The following is an 18,286-nucleotide window of genomic DNA, read 5'->3' as shown; positions in this document are numbered from 1 at the left end:
CCGTTTTGCTTCCTCCTCAATAAGAAGGAACAAATCAAGGCCGTCTGAAAACAAAAATCAGACAGGTTTTTCAAAACAGGCGCGTTTATTTCACCAAACCGTGCAAACGCTGAATCACTTGCGGCGTATCCAGCCCGTAACGGAACATATCGTTGGCCTTCCACAAATAAATCTTGCCGTTTTTCGCGGCAGGCGAGCCGGCGATTTCGGGGCGTGCGGCAAAGGTTTTGACGTTGCCTATCATGGCGGTGTTGTGGTCGGCAATAATGATAATGTCAGGTTTGGCCGCAATCCATGCCTCACGCGTCATCGGTTTGAGGCCGTCAATGGCGGCTGCGGCATTGATACCGCCGGCGCGGTGGATGATTTCGTCGGCGGCAGTGTTTTTGCCCGATACGATGCGCCCGTCGTAGCTGAATAGGTAGCGTTTGCCGCTGGAAGGCTGCTGTTTCATATCCGCCTGCCACTTACTGGCCAACTTATCCGCCTGCGCGCTTTTGCCGATAAGCTGACCAATGTTGCGGATACTTTGCGGATAGGCGGCGATGCTATCATCGGGCGCAACATTGACGGCTTTAATGCCTGATTTTTGCAGGTGGGCAAAAATATCGGCAGGCTGCGCCATCCATGAACCGATGGCGATGTCGGGTTTGGCGGCCACAATCGGTTCAACCGTCAGGCGGCGATGAATGCCGATACTGGGCTTGTTTTTCAACGCCGGATTTTGAACGGTCTGATCGCGGCCGACGATTTCGTCCAATGCGCCGAGCGCGGCAACAATGTCTGCCGTATCGGGGGTCAACACGACGATACGTTGCGCGTGTGCAGTACCGGCCAACGAAATAAACGCGGAAAGCAGGAGGAGTTTGAGTTTCATTGTTTTTCCTTGTCGAATACTTTCAGACGGCCTGCTCGCTTTCTCAGGCCGTCTGAAAACGGCTGAATCACATTAGAACTTCAGTTGTACGGTTGCGGCGAAATTACGGCCGGTTTCGGTGTACAAGTCCATCACACTGGTACGGCTCATGCCGGCAACGTCGGCGTGCTGCCAGTATTTTTTGTTGCCGACATTGTAGATGTTTGCGCCGATTTCGAGGTTTTTAAACGGCTTGTACCACGCGCCGACATCCCATACGCCATAACCCGGCGCTTGGAAAACAGTATCGCTGCTGACGCGGCTGTGTTTTTTCGACCAGCGCAGCTTGGTGCCGACACCCCATTTTTCCTGAGTGTAATCCAAACCCAAAACGCCGTTGAGCGGATAAGCGGAATCCAACGGTTTGCCGTCCTGCTGCTCACCGCGCATCCAAGCGATGCTGCCGGAGACTTGCCAGCCCGGCAGGAATTTGTAGGCGGCAGAAGCTTCAGCACCGTAGGTTTTGACGTGATCAAGGTTTTGATATTGGTACTGGATAATCGGGCGTCTGCCAACAGTGGAGGTACCGATTTCAGTGCGGTTGATGAAGTTGCGGTAACGGTTGTAGAACGCGGTGACTTGCGCACGGGCGCGTTCGTTTTTGAATTTCATCCCCAATTCAAAGCTGTTGGAGCGTTCGGATTTGAGGTTGGCATTCGGGATGACGGCATAGCCGTAGGTCGTATTGGCAAACGCCATGGTCGCGCTGTCAAACGGCGGCGTGCGGAAGCCTTGGGAATAAGTAGCGAAACCGGTGAACTGCTCACCCATCGGCACGCTCAGGCGCAGGCTGGGCGTAAACGCAGAATCGCTAAAGCGCGTCGCCGTTCCGCTGGGATTGGCGTTGAGATAGGCTTGATCGGTCGACGTGTTCAGCTTGTCTTTTTCGTAACGCAAGGCCGGGGTCAGGACGATGCCGTCGCCGAAGGTCAGGCTGTCTTGTGCGTAAACGCTGAACGTTTTGCGCTTGCTGTCGGGGAAGGTTTTATTCGGATAGGTGCTGCCTGCATAAACTTTGCTGACAGCGCCGGTCAGATTGTCCACTGTCAGGCTGTCGCGCGGACGGGCGGTCTCGGTGTGTTTGTATTCAGCGCCGGCAACGACGGTTTGTTTGACCGCACCGTCAAATTCCCACACGCCATGCCCGTTCAGCCCACGTATGGTCTGATTGAAACCGTAGTCGGAATAACGGGTCGAGTTACCTAATTGGCGCGCGCCCATACGTGTAATGCTCGCATCGACAGCATCGTCTTCCGTACGCAGTTTTTGCTGATAGGCAGTCAGGTTGGCTTCTTTCAGACGGCCTTCGCCAGTGTAGCGGTAGCCCGCTTCGATACGTTGACGGCGGATACGGTCGCGAGCATTGCTCTCGGATGTTGCAATGGTTACCGGCCCGCGCGATTGCGAACCCAAGCCGTTTGCCAATACGGTATCGTTGGCGTGGTAATACTGTTCGTACAAAGTTTCCAAGCGGTGGCGTTCGTTGCCGATATTGCCTTTCGCCAAGATATTGTAGGCATTGTTCTTCTGCGGGTTGGTAGCAGTACGCGCAGTCGAGTAGCTGGTATCGCTGCCCATGTTTTCGGTTTCATGACCTTGACGGCGCGTCAGCATCAGCAGACCTTCGGCGTTTTCATGGAAACCTGCCACAGTCGCAGTAACTCCATGGCTGCGGTCGCGGCTGCGGTAGCCGTGTTTCAAACCGAAATAACCGCGTTTGCCTTCATCGACGAAATCACTCGGAGAGAGCGTCACCATATTCACCACACCGCCGAGCGCATCGCTACCGTACAGCGCGGAATAAGGACCTTTGACAATATCGACCTGCTTGAGTGTGTCGCTTTCGACCATATCGCGTCCCGAAATCGCGCCGTTGGAGCCGCCGCCTGCATAAGATTCAGGAATGCGCACGCCGTCCACCATCATCAGAATGCGGTTGCCATCTATGCCTCGGATATTGATACCGGCATGACCGCGGCGATTGTTGTCTGACGGCACGCTGACACCAGATTCATACATCACGATATCGTCCAAATTCTGCGCCGAGGCTTGATTCAAGGTTTTACGTCCGATAACCGACACATTCGGCGCGGCTTTATCCAAGGTTTGCGCATTGCGGTCGGCCGTGACCACCACAGGCTCTATTTCTGCCTGAGCCACCGGCATCTGAGCCGCATATAACTGTCCAGAAAAAACCGCCCCTACTACACAGGCAATCGCTTTCTTTTTCATTACATAACCTTATCATTTGAATAATAATGGTTTGCATTTATAAAACAAACAGACGGTTTTTGCAAGTTTAAGATATGAACAAAAGGCCGTCTGAAAACCCGATAATTTAGGTTTTCAGACGGCCTGCACTATTTTTCTTTTCAATTAGAACGTATGTTTAACCGTTGCAGTCACACTACGCGGCGTGCCGTAAACGTGAATATCCGGCATGGTGCGGTAGCGTTTGTTGAACACGTTTTCAAAGTCCAAACTGATACGGGTAGATTTGCCGATTTTGTAATGACCGGTCAAGTCCAGCGTTGCGTACGGACGTTGGGTCAATGCGGCGGCTGCGGCCGGATTGATGTCTGCAGGGTATTCGTCCAGCGTGTGGCTTCGGCTTTGCCAGTTGACGTTGGCACCCAGGTTCAAACGGTCGGTCACGTCATACGCGGTAAAGAGTTTGAACAAATGAACCGGGTAAGACGGATGCAGTTGAACCCCTTCGCTGTCTTTGATTTTGGAACGTGCATAAGACGCATTCAGCAGCCATTTGTCGCTCAGGCGGCCGCCGACAGAGAGTTCCATGCCTTTTGTTGTGGTGTTGTCGGCTGCGCGGTAGTATTCCTCGCCATTTGCAAATTTGCCTGCAACCACGCCCAAATGGTCACGTTTGTTCATAAAGACGGAGGCGGAAGCATTCAGACGGCCTTCAAACCATGAGGCTTTCAAACCGGTCTCGTAGGTTTTGCCGCGCTGCGGTTTGAGCGCCGCGCCGTCTTTGGTCAGGTAACGCACTTGCGGACGGAAAATGGTGGTGTAAGACGCATAGGCAGTCAGATTGTCGCCGATGTCGTAGGTTACGCCCAAATAAGGAATGAAAACGTTTTGTTTATGGCTGCTGTGTGCGAATTTGTTACGGCTGGTGCTGTAACGGTAACGCCAATCCACAAAACGGCTGCCGCCGATAAAGGCGAGCTTGTCGGTCAGTTTGAAACGGGTCGAGCCGTAAACCGACAGGTTTTTCATGCGTGAAAAACCATCGCGCAGATACGGCATATCGGGTTTGGCGATATTGCCGTTAAAGAGGCGCAAATCAGGAATCGTCGATTCGCCTTCTTCATAGAAAGACAGGTTTTCTTTGTTGTCCTGATAGCTGATGCCCGCATTGAACTCATGCGAACGGCCCAATGCAGGATAGTGACCATCCAAAGTCAGGGAGAAATCTTGGTCGCGATATTTGCTGCGATCGCGGTCGGATGTAAAGAGCGCGGAATAGTCGGTATTGATTTCGTATGTACCGGCAATGCCTGAAACGATGTCGTTTTTGCCCGAAACATGGCTGTAATTGCCTGTCAGTTTCCAGCCATTGTCAAACTCATGGCTGAGGGAAGTGAATACTTCGGCACTGGTGTCCTTGCCGTATGCCCAGCGTGCGGAAGAATTGCTGCGCGGCGAAGACTCAAATGGTATGAATCCAGTACGGCGCGAACCTGCTGCGGTCAGGTAGCTGAAACGCGAGCTACCGGTATTGCGGAAACGGTGTATTTCTGTACCGAGGCGCCATTGGGTTTGCGGCGTGATATCGTAAGACAAAGTACCGTAGAAAGTGTGATTGTGGCGAGAAGTGTTCGGCAGGTAATCGCCGCCGTGGTCGCTGACCAAAATAGCGCGGCCGCGCAAGGTATTGTCTGCATTCAAAGGCTGATTGGCATCAAGGACGAAGCGGTAGTGGTTCCACGAACCGACACCGGCTTCCACGCTGATGGCTGGCTTGACAGTCGGTTTTTTACGTTCCAAAGCAACCGTACCGCCCGGCTCGCCCATACCGCCGTTGGACAAACCGCTTGCGCCACGTACGACGACGACTTGTTCGTACAATGTGCTGTCCAGATTGTTGGTGCCGCGGCGGATGGCTTTACCGTCGTAAAGGAATTTAGGCGCGCCATCCACGGAAATGCTGTCAATCGCCTGACTGCGCGAAATAAACTGGCTGTGACCGGATACGTTGTTGCCCATTTTGCTGTGGAACACGCCCGGTGTTTGTTTCAACACGTCCTGCAAGGTATCCAAACCTTGGTCATCCATTTGTTTTTCGGTAACGACAGACAAGGACTGCGGCGTTTCGCGCTGGGTCAGGCGGATGCCTGTTGCGGCGGAAGAAGCGGGAATGGTGTAGTTGGAAGTAGTCTGTTTTCCGACACCTTGGACGGTAACTGTCGGCAAATCGACATGTTCTTGCGGCTGGCTATTTTCTACTTCGGTTGCGAAAGAATACGCCGAACACAAAGCCAGACTGACGGCAAAGCTTAATTTGCCATAGGGAAATACGGGTAGTGACATAGCTTCTCCAGTTAGCTGATGTTTTAATTTGGTGGCAGATTCTATCAAAAAGATGTAGTCCGATGAAACTATGTTCTAATCCCTATTTTCTAAGTAGTTTGTTTAATTAGAAATATTTATTTGTTTGCTAGTTATAAATAACTAAAAAGGCCGTCTGAAAACTGAATCATCAGGTTTTCAGACGGCCTTAATCTTTTTATCACAAAAAATCAGTCTGCCAATTTTCGTGCCAATTCTGCCAAACGTTTACCTTGTGCGAAGGCAATGTCGTTTTCTTCGGCGGTCAATGCCGGCTTGCTGTCGTGGCCGGAAACATGGCTTGCGCCGTAAGGCGTGCCGCCGCTTTGGGTATTGCTGAGCGCGGACTCGGTATAGGGAATGCCACTGATGACCATGCCGTGGTGCAACAGGGGCAGCATCATGGTCAGCAGGGTAGTTTCTTGGCCGCCGTGCAGCGAAGATGTGCTGGTGAATACGGTGGCAGGCTTGCCGACGAGTTCTGCGCCGAGCCAAAGGGGAATGGTGCCGTCGATAAAGTATTTCATCGCGGCGGCCATATTGCCGAAACGTGTCGGGCTGCCGAGCGCGAGACCGGCGCAATTTTTGAGGTCGTCGGCAGTCGCGTAGGGAGCGCCTTCGTCGGGAACGGCTTTTTCAACGGCTTCGCAAACGGTGGAAACTTTGGGCACGGTACGCAATACGGCTTCACAACCGTCCACGCTTTCGATACCGCGTGCGATTTGGCGGGCAAGGTTGCGCGTGCTGCCGTTTTGGGAATAAAAGAGGACGAGGATTTTCAGGGGATTTGGGTTCATTTGGGGTTTCCGTTACAATGCTGTCAGGTTTCAGACGGCCTTTTGAATACTAGGGCCGTCTGAAAAGAAAAATTTCTATTCAAAAGTGGGAAAAGGTTATGCCGTTTTCGCAATGGTGGCAAGATTTTTTGAAAAGTAAGGGCGTGGCGTTTGCTTGGTTTGTCGTGCGCCGTTTTGATGACGAGCGTGTGCCGCAGGTGGCGGCAAGCATGACGTTTACGACGCTTTTGGCTTTGGTACCCGTGTTGACGGTGATGGTCGTCATCGCTTCGGCTTTCCCCGTTTTCGACCAATGGTCGGGGGAATTTGTCTCTTTTATCAACCGCACCATTGTGCCGCAGGGTGCGGATATGGTGTTTGACTACATCAATGCGTTCCGCGATAAGGCTACCAAGCTGACGGCCATCGGCAGTGTGATGTTGGTCGTAACCTCGCTGATGCTGATTCGGACGATAGACAATGCGTTCAACCGGATTTGGCGCGTCAATTCGCAACGGCCCTGGATGATGCAGTTTTTGGTGTATTGGGCGTTGCTGACGTTTGGGCCTTTGTCTTTGGGCGTGGGCTTGTCGGTCGTGATCGGTCAGGTGCAAGTGGTGGGCGGCTCGGAATGGCTGAGGGGCATAACCACGGTTTCATTTATTACGCTACTGCTGTGGGGTTTATACCGCTTTGTGCCCAACCGTTTTGTGCCTGCCAGCCATGCTTTGGTCGGCGCGGCCGTAACGGCGTTTTGCTTGGAAACGGCACGCTTTTTGTTCGCGTGGTACATGGGCAACTTTGACGGCTACAAATCGATTTACGGCGCATTTGCCGCTGTACCGTTTTTCCTGTTGTGGCTCAACCTGTTGTGGACGCTGGTATTGGGCGGCGCGGTTTTGACCTCGTCCCTGTCCTACTGGCGCGGCGAAGCGTTCCGCCGCAGTTTGGATGCGCGCGGCCGCTTTGACGATGTATTGAAAATCCTGCTGCTGCTCGATTCTGCCCAACAAAACGGCAAGGCATTGCCGGTGCAGGAGTTCAGACGGCATATCAATATGGGCTTTGACGAATTGGGCGAGCTTTTAGAAAAGCTGGCACAACACGGTTATGTCTATTCCGGCCGTCAGGGCTGGGTCTTGAAAATGGGAGCGGAGTCCATCGACTTGGCTGAGCTGTTCAAACTCTTTGTCTACCGTCCGCAAACGCTTAATAAAGACAAGGTTAATCAAACGGTTGACCACATCATGCAGCCCTGCTTGGAAACCTTGAACATGACGCTGGCCGAGTTCAGTGCCCATACGAAAAAACAATCCTCTTAAACCTGACGCCGTCTGAAAGCAAAAATATCAAGTTTCAGACGGCCTTTGCTATAATCAGCACACTACTGAATACTACATTCAACCTACAAGGAAAAATAGATGAAAACACCAGCCCTACTCTCGCTGCTCGGTCTGATTCCATCTGCCGCTTTTGCCGCCCACGGCGTAAGCCTTGGCCAACCACCGAAATATCCGGCCAACTTCACCGCCTTCGAATACGTCAATCCCAACGCTCCCAAAGGCGGCTCGTTTACCACGCCTTTCCTCGGTGCTTTTGACACGCTCAATCCCTTTACCCTCAAAGGCAACCACGAATACGGCATCAGCATGCTGACGCTCGACACCCTGACCGAGCAAAGCATGGACGAACCTTACGCCGTTTACGGCCTGATTGCCGAAGACATCGCCCTGGCGCCGGACGGCCTTTCCGTTACCTTCAAAATCAACCCTAAAGCCAAATTCCACAACGGCGACCCCGTTTTGGCCAAAGACGTTGCCGCTTCATTTAACATCCTGACCAAAGACAAAGCTGCCGCCCCCATGTACCACTTCTACTGGAGCGACGTGGCCAAAGTGGAAACGCCCAGCGATCGCACCGTCGTGTTCCGCTTCAAACAGCGCAACTCAGAATTGCACATGATTCTCGGCAGCCTGCCCGTCTTCTCGCATAAAAGCTATCCCAAAGGCCTGGCCGCCGCACCCAACAGCCTGCCGATCGGCTCCGGCCCCTACCGTTTTGCCAAAGCCGAAAACGGCCGCATCAGCGAGTTTGTCCGCGACAAAAACTACTGGGCGCAAAATCTGCCCGTACGCAAAGGCCGCTACAACTACGACCACATCCGCATCAAATACGTCAAAGACGAAGTTGTCCGCATCGAAGGACTGAAAGGCGGCCAATATGACTTCGTACAAGAAAACGTCGCCCGCAACTGGGCACGCGCCTACTCCGACGAAGTCCTCAAAAAACGCAATCTGTCCAAACACGAATGGATACAAAACAGCACGGCCGGCATGCAAGGCTTCGTCATCAATATGCGCCACAAGCCCTTGGACAATATTTACGTCCGCCGCGCCTTGATTGAAAGCTTCGACTACGAAAGCGTCAACCGCCGCATCTTCTACGGCGCATACCGCCGCACCGACAGCTTCTTCACCAACAGCACCATGGCCGCAACCGGCAAGCCGGACAGCGCGGAAACCGCATTGCTCAAATCATTGGGCACCAAGCTGCCCGACGGCGTATTGGATCAAGACGTCCCTATGCCGCCGGTTACCGACCCCAAACTGGGCGTGCGCCCGAACCTGCTCAAAGCACGCGCCCTGCTTGAAAAAGGCGGCTATCAATACAAAAACGGCAAAGCAGTCGACAAACAAGGCAAACCGCTGACCTTTGAATTCCTCGCACCAAGCAAAAACTACGAACGCATTACCTCCAAATGGCAGAGCGACCTCGCCAAAATCGGCATTACCATGAACGTGCGCACCTCCGACTCCGCCGTGTACCAAAAACGCATGAACGACTTCGATTTTGACGTGACCACCGGCTACTACGGCAACAGCGAAAGCCCCGGCAACGAGCAATACGACTACTTCAGCTGCGCCGCCGCCAAAACCGAAGGCAGCCGCAACCTATCCGGCGTCTGTCATCCTGCGGTCGAAAAACTGCTGACCCATTTCAACAGCTTTACCAACCGCCAAGAGCTGCAAACCACCTCGCGCGCGCTCGACCGACTGATTCGCCACCAATACACCATCGTTCCAAACTGGTTCGCCGACCGCTACCGCGTCGTGTACCGTAACGATGTCGGCATTCCGTCCAAGCTGCCGAAATACTACGACCCCATCACCTTCGCCATGACCGCAGGCTGGAAGAAAAAGTAGTCGCATTTCGACAACACGTCCAAGCGTCTGACAAGCCCTTGGCGTGTAGTCCTAAGCATAGAATCATAAAACCTAGTTGTTTGTTTAAAAACAATCAATCGGCTGATTCAACACAAACATAAAAGAAAAAACAACAATTATCGCCGGCACCATGTTTATTTCAAACGCATCAATCGCAGCGCCGGCGTTCACTCCGGCGGAACATGCCGTGAAACAGGTAAGAACGCAGGTTCCCGGCTATCACCGTTTAATGGTGGGCGATTTTGAAGTCACCGCATTATACGACGGCTTTCTTTCCGTCAGCCCGCAATTATTCCAACCGTTCAGCAATAAAAGTGCAGCGGAATTGGACGATTTAATCGCGCGCGAATTCAGCCCGCTCGAAGCGGATAAAGGCGTGAATACCGCAGTTATCTGCTTTCTGGTCAATACGGGTAAGAATTTGATTTTATTGGATTCCGGCACGGACGATGTGGATATTATGGGTAAAAATACCGGCAAACTGGTAAACAGCATGAAAGCCGCCGGCTATACACCCGAACAGGTGGACATTCTGCTGCCGACTCACATGCACTTCGACCACGTCAGCGGCTTAACGCACGACGGTAAAATGGTGTTCCTGAATGCAACGCTTCTGCTGGCGAAAGAAGAAAAAGGCTTCTGGCTTGATCAAAAAATGGATCAGATTCCCGAAGCCATCCGCGGCTTTGCACAGCTGGCACGCGACGCCGTAGCGCCTTATGTTAAAGCCGATCGGGTGAAATTCTACAAAACCGGCGAAGAAGTGATTCCGGGTATGGTATCCAAACCGAGTCCTGGTCATACGCCTGGGCACAATGGCATCGAGTTCACTTCAAAAGGACAAACCATGCTGGTGTGGGGCGATTTGATGCACAACCACACACTGCAAATGCTTGATCCCGAAATCGCCATTGAGTTTGACAGCGACCCCAAACGGGCACACGCCAGCCGCCAAGCCGCGCTCAAAGATGCCGCCACACGTAAAATCTGGATAGCTGGCGCACATATGCCCTTCCCTGGCATCGGACACATCCGTGCCGAAAGCAACGGCAGCTACACTTGGCTGCCTGCTGAATACGACCCGATTGAAAGACGCTAAACATTTTCAGGCTGCCTGAAATGCTAAACGCCGTCTGAATCCATTTTTCAGACGACTTTTTTGTGTTACGGCGATTTTCCTTTATAATACAAAAATTTTTATGAATTAACAAAGGCAGGAATTATGGCGGTAGAAGCAGCTAACGGCGATTTATTGCACGTGGTGGAGTTATTGGGGGCGGCGGTAGTTGCCGTGCCGTTATTTAAACGTTTAGGTCTAGGCTCGATTCTGGGTTATTTGGCTGCGGGGCTGGTTATCGGACCCTTCGGATTAAAGCTCATTACCGATTCCCACGCTATTTTGCATATTGCGGAATTCGGCGTGGTGATGTTTCTGTTTTTGATCGGGCTGGAAATGAAGCCGTCGCATTTATGGAAATTGCGTAATCAGATTTTCGGCTTGGGTACCCTGCAGGTGACTTTTTCCAGTCTGTTCCTTACCCAAATCGGGCTGGCTTACGGTTTTTCTTTAGTGATGTCGTTTATTTCGGCGGTAGGTTTTACACTCACCTCCACCGCAATGGTCATGCAGATTATGGACGAACGTCATGAAATCAGCACACCGCAAGGTCAGCGCATTGTCTCCATTTTGCTGTTTGAAGATTTGCTGATTGTGCCCATGCTGGCGATTGTAGCATTTCTAGCACCCGATAATCCCAATGCCGTTGCCGATGCCGTACCGCTATGGCAGAAAATCGGTGTTGCCGCGCTTTCTTTGGCAGCGTTGATTGCGACAGGTATTTGGCTGCTCAATCCGCTGTTTAAAATTCTGGCAAAATCCAAAGCACGCGAGGTGATGACTGCCGCCGCGCTGCTGGTGGTACTCGGTGCGGCTTATTTAATGGAGCTGGGCGGTCTGTCTATGGCGATGGGTGCGTTTCTGGCGGGAGTGCTGCTGTCGGAATCCGACTTCCGTCATCAGCTTGAAGCGGATATCGAACCGTTCCGAGGCCTTTTGCTCGGGCTGTTTTTCTTAGCTGTCGGGATGTCGCTGGATGTGGCAACAGTGCTCAATAACTGGAAGGTAATTCTTTCCGCCACTGTACTGATGATTATCTTGAAATGCCTTGCCGTTTATGGAGTGGCGCGTTTTGCCAAAGCAAGCCATCACACCGCGATACACCGCGCCGTACTGATGTCGCAGGGCGGTGAATTCGCCTTCGTATTACTCGCCTCCGCTGCCGCACAACGGGCGATTAATGCGGAAGTGCTAGCGAATATGACGGCAATCGTGGTGCTCGCCATGATTACGACACCCTTCAGCGTTATGCTGTTCGAGCGCTATTTCAAAGAATCCCGCGCAGCTGCGGCAGTGGACGATGTGGAAGAACATGCGGGCGAACTCAACGGCAACGTGCTGATTATCGGATTCGGGCGCATGGGGCAGGTGGTCAGCCAAATGCCGCTAGCCTACGGTGCCACCATTTCCATTCTGGACAACGATCCCGACACCATCAACGTCGCACGCGAATACGGTTTCAAAGTCTATTACGGCGAAGCCACCCGCGCCGACGTGCTGCATGCCTGCGGCGTAGAACACACCGACATCGTAGCGGTATGCGTGGACAACGGAGAAAGTGCGGTCAGAATTGTGGAAAATATTCATCATATCAACCCGAACGCCAAGGTGTTCGTGCGCGCCTGGGACAGACGCAATGCGCTGGCCCTAGTGAAAGCGGAAGCGGATTTCGTAGTGCGCGAAACCTTCTATTCTTCCATGAAAATGGGCGATGAAATCGTCAAGGCATTGGGTGCTAGCGTGCAGGAATTACGTGCCGTACACGACAAAGTACGCGACGCCGACAAAGAACGCTTCGCTTTGGAAATTGCCGGCAAGGAATTTGAAGGGCGCAGATTACTGTTGGGGAATATAAAGAAAAATTCGTAAAATAGAGCGCACTTTTGTAGCTGCAAGCGATGGAATTTAAGCGAAAAATTGCAAAACACCGCACTTTTTACGCCCGTCCGGAACGCAGGCAGTTTAAAGCCAAATCAAAGGCCGTCTGAAACATCCGTCAGCAAAATCATCTGCAACGGAACATTTCAGACGGCCTTTTCGTCTCTTTTCACTCCAGTTTCACAACCGAAGCAAAATATCGAAAATGAACAAAAAATTGCAAAACAATGCCCTCAAATTTTACAAAACCGTGTACACTTCAAACTAAGAGTTTGAATTATAAGGTTAATCTTAATAAAAACTACAATCATCCAAATTTAACCCAAATCAAGCGTTCATATAACAGACAATAAGGAACAATAATATGGAAATCAAGCGTCTCTCTACCATTCTCAAACTGATTGCCAACCCCGAACGCATGGCCATCCTTTTTCTGCTGCTTGACGGCGACCGCAGCATTACCGAACTGGCACAGGCGCTCGACTCCTCCCCGACCGGCATTGCCAACCACCTCGCACGCCTGCGCACCGAAGGCATCATTGATTTCACGCGCTACCACCGCATCATCGAATACCGCCTCATCTCCGAAGAAGCCACCACCATCCTCGATACCCTGCGTACGCTCAAAGACCAAGCCGAATAAACAAATTATTCCATATCACAACATCAAGGCCGTCTGAAACATCAGCTTCAGACGGCCTACCACTTTTAGCCCATATCGAAAAATAAACCAATCCGCTATACAATACCGCCCATGCCCACAGGCGCAATCCGCCGCCTTCCCACCCAATAACACACACGGAAACATCATGAAAATCGCCACTTGGAACGTCAATTCCCTCAACGTCCGCCTGCCCCAAGTACAAAACTGGCTGGCCGACCACCAAGCCGACATACTCGCCTTACAAGAACTCAAGCTCGACCAAGACAAATTTCCGGCAGCCGCCCTGCAAATGATGGGCTGGCACTGCGTCTGGAGCGGCCAAAAAACCTATAACGGCGTCGCCATCATCAGCCGCCACGAACCGCAAGACGTACATTGCGGCCTGCCCGCCCTCCCTGACGACCCGCAACGCCGCGTCATCGCCGCCACCATCAACGGCGTGCGCGTCATCAACGTCTATTGCGTCAACGGCGAAGCCCTGGACAGCCCAAAATTCCAATACAAAGAACAATGGTTTGCCGCATTGACCGAGTTCGTCCGCACCGAAATGGCCGCCCACCCCAAACTCGTCCTGCTCGGCGACTTCAACATCGCCCCGACCGATGCCGACTGCTACGCCCCCGAAAAATGGCACGAAAAAATCCATTGCTCCTCCATCGAAAGACAATGGTTTAAAAACCTGCTCGACCTCGGCCTGACCGACAGCCTGCGCAAAATCCACCCCGAAGGCGCGTTCTACACATGGTTCGACTACCGCGGCGCCATGTTCCAACGCAAACTCGGCCTGCGCATCGACCACATCCTCACCAGCCCCGAACTCGCCGCCACCCTTACCAACGTCACCGTCGACCTAGAAACCCGCGCCCAAGAACGCCCCAGCGACCACGCACCGGTAATTGCCGAGTTTGACTGTTAGATTTTGAAGCAATATAAACAATAAGGCCGTCTGAAAACTAGATTTCAGACGGCCTTTGCGCTAAGAGTTTTTCAGACGACGTTTGAAATTGTCTGAAAGTTTGAACACCCAAACACGTGTGCGTGCGTACCGCACATAACTCTACACCTCGGTTTTAAAGTTTGTGTCATCTGCAGGTGAGGTGTGTGGTGCAGCCATACACGCGGTTAGTCATGCAAGCTACGGCTTGCTTTCAGTGATTATATTTGTTGTTTGGAATGAAACAAAGGTCGTCTGAAAACGGATTCATGGTTTTCAGACGACCTTTTTATTATGTGCCACTTGAGCAAAATGTAGGTTGGGTTGAAAACCCAACACTCTGTGAAATTTAACAGTTTTGTTGGGTCTTGACCCAACCTACGCTTGCTTTGTCGGATACAAGTGCCCACCCTACGCTTGCTTAATATCCGCGATGAGATTTTAGACCATTAAAAAAAGCACTTCTGACAGCCCATCGTACTGCATCATCAGTTCGGACACTTTTCCAATGATCTGGATGCCTCATTACATCACGCACTTCAAATCTACCTTCTTCAGGGTAACGCACTTCCAAAAAACCAATTCTAAAAAGAAAACGCGCAAGGGCAACCGCTTCATTAGCATCATGTAAAACACCATCCTTTAGTTTTACCTGTCCATTACCAATTAAACCTTTTAAGTGCTGATATAAATCAGATGCCTTCCATTCCAAAGGTTTTCCTGTAAAAGATTGAAGGCAAATATCTAAACCTTTACACAAAGATCGAAATTCCGTCTTTAAGAATTCAAGTTGGTCTATTGAATAACTCCACTCAGCTTCGTAAACTTCAGTATTAGAAACTGGTAGTTCTTCGGCCGCATCTAAGGCATGCTTAATCAGATTACCAAGGCTACGAGGTGTATACATTGTTCTTCGAACAATGTAACTAAATGAATCACTTGTCTCTTTATTTTTTAGAGTTACTTCAGGTTCAAAAAAGACATGCCACATATCATTAAATGGTACTTTAATTAATGCAGGACTAATTTTTAATGCCAATCCAATTGCAAGCCTCAATCTTTGATAAAACCATTTTTTTAACTCAGAAAAATCCCAATTCAGAGACATTACTCCACTTATTTTATCAGCATAATGCCAACCTGGATTTAAACTTAGCCATAAATCTTGTCTCATAAATAAATGTACTTCTGCATCTTTATTATCATGCGTTATTCTATCAGCAGCTTCAACTGCATCTCTAATTAATCGAATGCTAGTAGTGTTACCTTCTTCTTGTAAATTATCGAAATCATCAACATATAATACGAATTTTGTTGCCTGCATGATACGATTAAATCTATCAGGGCTATACTTTTCTTGTTCTGAATTTTCAGTAGACACTTTATTTACCCATGGAATAATGGTTTTCAAAACATCTACGATGCGTTCACCAAAATCCCTCTCTGTAATCCCCTTAATTTTTGCCCAAGCACGTAAAATAGCCTCATCATCACTAATAAGTACCCGACCACTCATTTCTTGCGCAAGTTTGCGGCAAATAAGATCCGCATATATCTGTATCCAATCTGCAACAGCACCATAACCTCGTCCTGATGCCTCTTTCAAACGTTCTGAATGTAATGAGGCAAGTTCATCGGCCGACACTTCAACAATTAATGTAGAAAAGTCCTGTTTACGGTTTTGTATACTGGTTAACCTTGCAGCTGATTTACCAGCTCCTTTTCTAGCGACAGTAACTGTTGTTTTAGGGGAAATTGCTTTTTTAAACCATTTTGGCTGTACTAACAAATTGTCAAACCAACTATTATGAGTTGTATCGCGCTCTGCATCAGGATAGCCAATAAAAGATGAATCGCCCTGCCAAAATTCGCGGATATTTTGCACTTGCTCTTTTGTTAGTGATGTAATTTCATTAGAACTCATTTTAATAACCCATTAAAATTTATTAAATATTCGTAACTAGTATAATAATCTCACTCTGCCCCAAACAACAATCCTTCCTTAATCCCCCGTATCCTATCTCGCAACACAGCCGCCTCTTCAAACTGCAAATCCCTAGCCGCCTGCTGCATGGCTTTTTCCAGTTTGGCGATTTCTTTAATCGCGTCTTCTTCGTTGTGAATCTCGCCGACTTTCACGCCCTTGCCTTTCAGACGACCTTTGCCGCCGTCGTCTTCGTGGTACACGCCGTCAATGATGTCTTTGACCTGTTTTTTAATCTGTTGCGGCACGATACCATGTTCTTCGTTGAATTTAATCTGTTTTTCGCGGCGGCGTTCGGTTTCGTCGATGGCGGCTTTCATGGAGTCGGTGATTTTGTCGGCGTACAGAATGGCAACGCCGTTCACATTGCGAGCGGCGCGGCCTATGGTTTGAATCAGGCTGCGGTGGGAGCGCAGGAAGCCTTCTTTGTCGGCGTCGAGGATGGCGACGAGGGAGACTTCGGGAATGTCGAGGCCTTCGCGCAAGAGGTTGATGCCGACGAGTACGTCAAACAGGCCGAGCCGCAAATCTCTAATGATTTCAACGCGCTCGACGGTGTCGATGTCGCTGTGCAGGTAGCGCACTTTGATGCCGAGTTCGCTGTAATAGTCGGTGAGTTGTTCCGCCATGCGTTTGGTGAGGGTGGTAACGAGTACGCGTTCGCCTTTTTGGATGCGGTCGTTGATTTCGCTCATTAAGTCATCGACTTGGGTGGCAACTGGGCGGATGATGATTTGGGGATCGACCAGCCCTGTGGGGCGGACGACTTGTTCGACCACTTGTCCGGCGTGTTCTTCTTCGTATTTGGCGGGTGTGGCGGAAACGAAGACGGTTTGCGGCATGACTTTTTCAAATTCGTGGAATTTGAGCGGGCGGTTGTCGCGGGCGGAAGGCAGGCGAAAGCCATAGTCGACGAGGTTTTGCTTGCGCGATGAGTCGCCTTTGTACATGCCGCCGATTTGGGTAACGGTAACGTGGCTTTCGTCGATGAACATGATGGCGTTGTCGGGTAGGTAGTCCATCAGCGTGGGCGGCGGTTCGCCTTCTTTTTTGCCGGAGAAGTGGCGGGAGTAGTTTTCGATGCCTTTGCAGAAGCCCATTTCGTAGAGCATTTCGAGATCGAAGCGGGTGCGCTGTTCGATGCGTTGTTGTTCGACGGGGCGTTGTTCGCGGGCGAAGAATTCAATGCGTTCGCGCAGTTCTTCTTTGATGGATTCGCAGGCGCGCAAGACGGTGTCGCGTGGGGTAACATAGTGGCTGGACGGGAAGACGGTGTAGCGGCCGACGCGCTGGATAAGGCTGCCTGAAAGCGGGTCGAATATATCGAGACGGTCGATTTCATCGTCAAACAAGCTGATGCGCAAGGCGTTTTCGGAGCTTTCGGCGGGGTATACGTCAATCACGTCGCCGCGCACGCGGAAGCTGCCGCGTTTGAAGTCCAAATCGCCGCGTTCGTACTGCATGGAAACGAGCGTGGCGATGATGTCGCGCTGCTCGATGGTATCGCCTTCTTTGACGGACAACACCATTTGTTGATACTCGGTCGGGTCGCCGATACCGTAAATGGCGGACACGGTGGCGACGATAATCACGTCGTCGCGCGTCATCAGGTTTTTGGTGGCGGAAAGGCGCATCTGCTCGATGTGTTCGTTAATCGCGCTGTCTTTTTCGATGAACAAGTCGCGGCTGGGCACATAGGCTTCGGGCTGGTAATAGTCGTAGTAGGAGACGAAATATTCCACCGCGTTTTCGGGGAAAAACTCGCGCATTTCGGCATAAAGCTGGGCAGCTAGGGTTTTATTGTGCGCCATGATGATGGCGGGGCGACCGCTTTGGGCGATGACGTTCGCCATGGTATAGGTTTTGCCCGAACCGGTTACGCCGAGCAGGGTTTGGTAGGCAAGGCCGTCTGAAAGCCCTTCGAGCAGGCCGGCAATGGCAGTGGGCTGGTCGCCGGCAGGGGGAAATGGCTGGTGGAGTTTAAACGGAGAATTGGGATATTGGATGACTTCCATAAGACAGCCTGTTTTATGTTCAGGTAAAGAGAAGATTATAACAAAGGGCCGTCTGAAAATTGATAGTGCGCCAATCTAATCTGATAAGACTAAATATTTCATCTCCTCTCTTTGCTACTTGAGGCTTATTCTGTTGAATCTCTCCTCTTCATTCCCCTACCCCATAAAAGGCCGACACTCCGCATCATTGCCCCTAAATATCTCCT

The 18,286-nt window shown here is 51.0% G+C and carries 12 protein-coding genes; 6 read left to right on the top strand and 6 right to left on the bottom strand.

All coding sequences use genetic code 11. The annotated features are described in order from the left end of the window. Nucleotides 1-85: 85 nt before the first annotated feature. The 4 genes from HMPREF2675_RS00065 to wrbA all read right to left on the bottom strand — a co-directional run bounded on the left by HMPREF2675_RS00065 (nt 86) and on the right by wrbA (nt 6,285). The gene (locus tag HMPREF2675_RS00065) at nt 86-877 is read right to left on the bottom strand and encodes a heme/hemin ABC transporter substrate-binding protein (RefSeq protein WP_070813632.1); all 792 of its coding nucleotides are present in this window, start codon (nt 875-877) and stop codon (nt 86-88) included. Between the two features lie 72 nt (nt 878-949). Beyond that, a complete protein-coding gene (locus tag HMPREF2675_RS00060) occupies nt 950-3,148 on the bottom strand; it encodes a TonB-dependent hemoglobin/transferrin/lactoferrin family receptor (RefSeq protein ID WP_070813631.1) in 2,199 nt (732 codons plus the stop codon). A 144-nt stretch (nt 3,149-3,292) separates the two neighbouring features. Next, complete coding sequence (locus tag HMPREF2675_RS00055; protein ID WP_070813630.1) at nt 3,293-5,470, bottom strand: TonB-dependent siderophore receptor; 2,178 nt, start codon at nt 5,468-5,470, stop codon at nt 3,293-3,295. Nucleotides 5,471-5,679: 209 nt separating this feature from the next. Further along, complete coding sequence (gene wrbA / locus HMPREF2675_RS00050; RefSeq protein ID WP_036492572.1) at nt 5,680-6,285, bottom strand: NAD(P)H:quinone oxidoreductase; 606 nt, start codon at nt 6,283-6,285, stop codon at nt 5,680-5,682. 98 nt (nt 6,286-6,383) lie between these two features. On the opposite strand from wrbA, the gene HMPREF2675_RS00045 reads away from it, so the two are divergent. The 6 genes from HMPREF2675_RS00045 (at nt 6,384) to xth (ending at nt 14,063) form a co-directional block, all read left to right on the top strand. Then, entirely contained in the window at nt 6,384-7,586 is a 1,203-nt protein-coding gene (locus HMPREF2675_RS00045; protein ID WP_070813629.1) for a YihY family inner membrane protein, read from the top strand. Nucleotides 7,587-7,685: 99 nt separating this feature from the next. After that, on the top strand, nt 7,686-9,467 hold the full coding sequence (locus tag HMPREF2675_RS00040) for an extracellular solute-binding protein (RefSeq protein ID WP_070813628.1): 1,782 nt from the start codon (nt 7,686-7,688) through the stop codon (nt 9,465-9,467). A 208-nt stretch (nt 9,468-9,675) separates the two neighbouring features. Then, nucleotides 9,676-10,587: an MBL fold metallo-hydrolase gene (locus tag HMPREF2675_RS00035; RefSeq protein WP_283127774.1), complete on the top strand. Its 912-nt coding sequence runs from the start codon at nt 9,676-9,678 to the stop codon at nt 10,585-10,587. A 123-nt stretch (nt 10,588-10,710) separates the two neighbouring features. Then, a complete protein-coding gene (locus tag HMPREF2675_RS00030) occupies nt 10,711-12,474 on the top strand; it encodes a monovalent cation:proton antiporter-2 (CPA2) family protein (RefSeq protein WP_070813626.1) in 1,764 nt (587 codons plus the stop codon). A 373-nt stretch (nt 12,475-12,847) separates the two neighbouring features. Next, nucleotides 12,848-13,126, top strand: a complete 279-nt coding sequence (locus tag HMPREF2675_RS00025; protein WP_070813625.1) for an ArsR/SmtB family transcription factor — start codon at nt 12,848-12,850, stop codon at nt 13,124-13,126. A 166-nt stretch (nt 13,127-13,292) separates the two neighbouring features. Further along, nucleotides 13,293-14,063, top strand: a complete 771-nt coding sequence (gene xth / locus HMPREF2675_RS00020) for an exodeoxyribonuclease III (RefSeq protein ID WP_070813624.1) — start codon at nt 13,293-13,295, stop codon at nt 14,061-14,063. Between the two features lie 439 nt (nt 14,064-14,502). On the opposite strand, the gene HMPREF2675_RS00015 is transcribed toward xth, so the two are convergent. Beyond that, a complete protein-coding gene (locus HMPREF2675_RS00015; protein WP_070813623.1) occupies nt 14,503-16,005 on the bottom strand; it encodes a P-loop ATPase, Sll1717 family in 1,503 nt (500 codons plus the stop codon). Between the two features lie 50 nt (nt 16,006-16,055). Beyond that, nucleotides 16,056-18,080, bottom strand: a complete 2,025-nt coding sequence (gene uvrB, locus HMPREF2675_RS00010; RefSeq protein WP_070813622.1) for an excinuclease ABC subunit UvrB — start codon at nt 18,078-18,080, stop codon at nt 16,056-16,058. Nucleotides 18,081-18,286 lie beyond the last annotated feature (206 nt).

It is taken from the genome of Neisseria sp. HMSC061H08, from assembly GCF_001836795.1.
Lineage (GTDB): Bacteria > Pseudomonadota > Gammaproteobacteria > Burkholderiales > Neisseriaceae > Neisseria > Neisseria subflava_A.
This window is presented reverse-complemented; position numbering and strand designations above follow the sequence as displayed.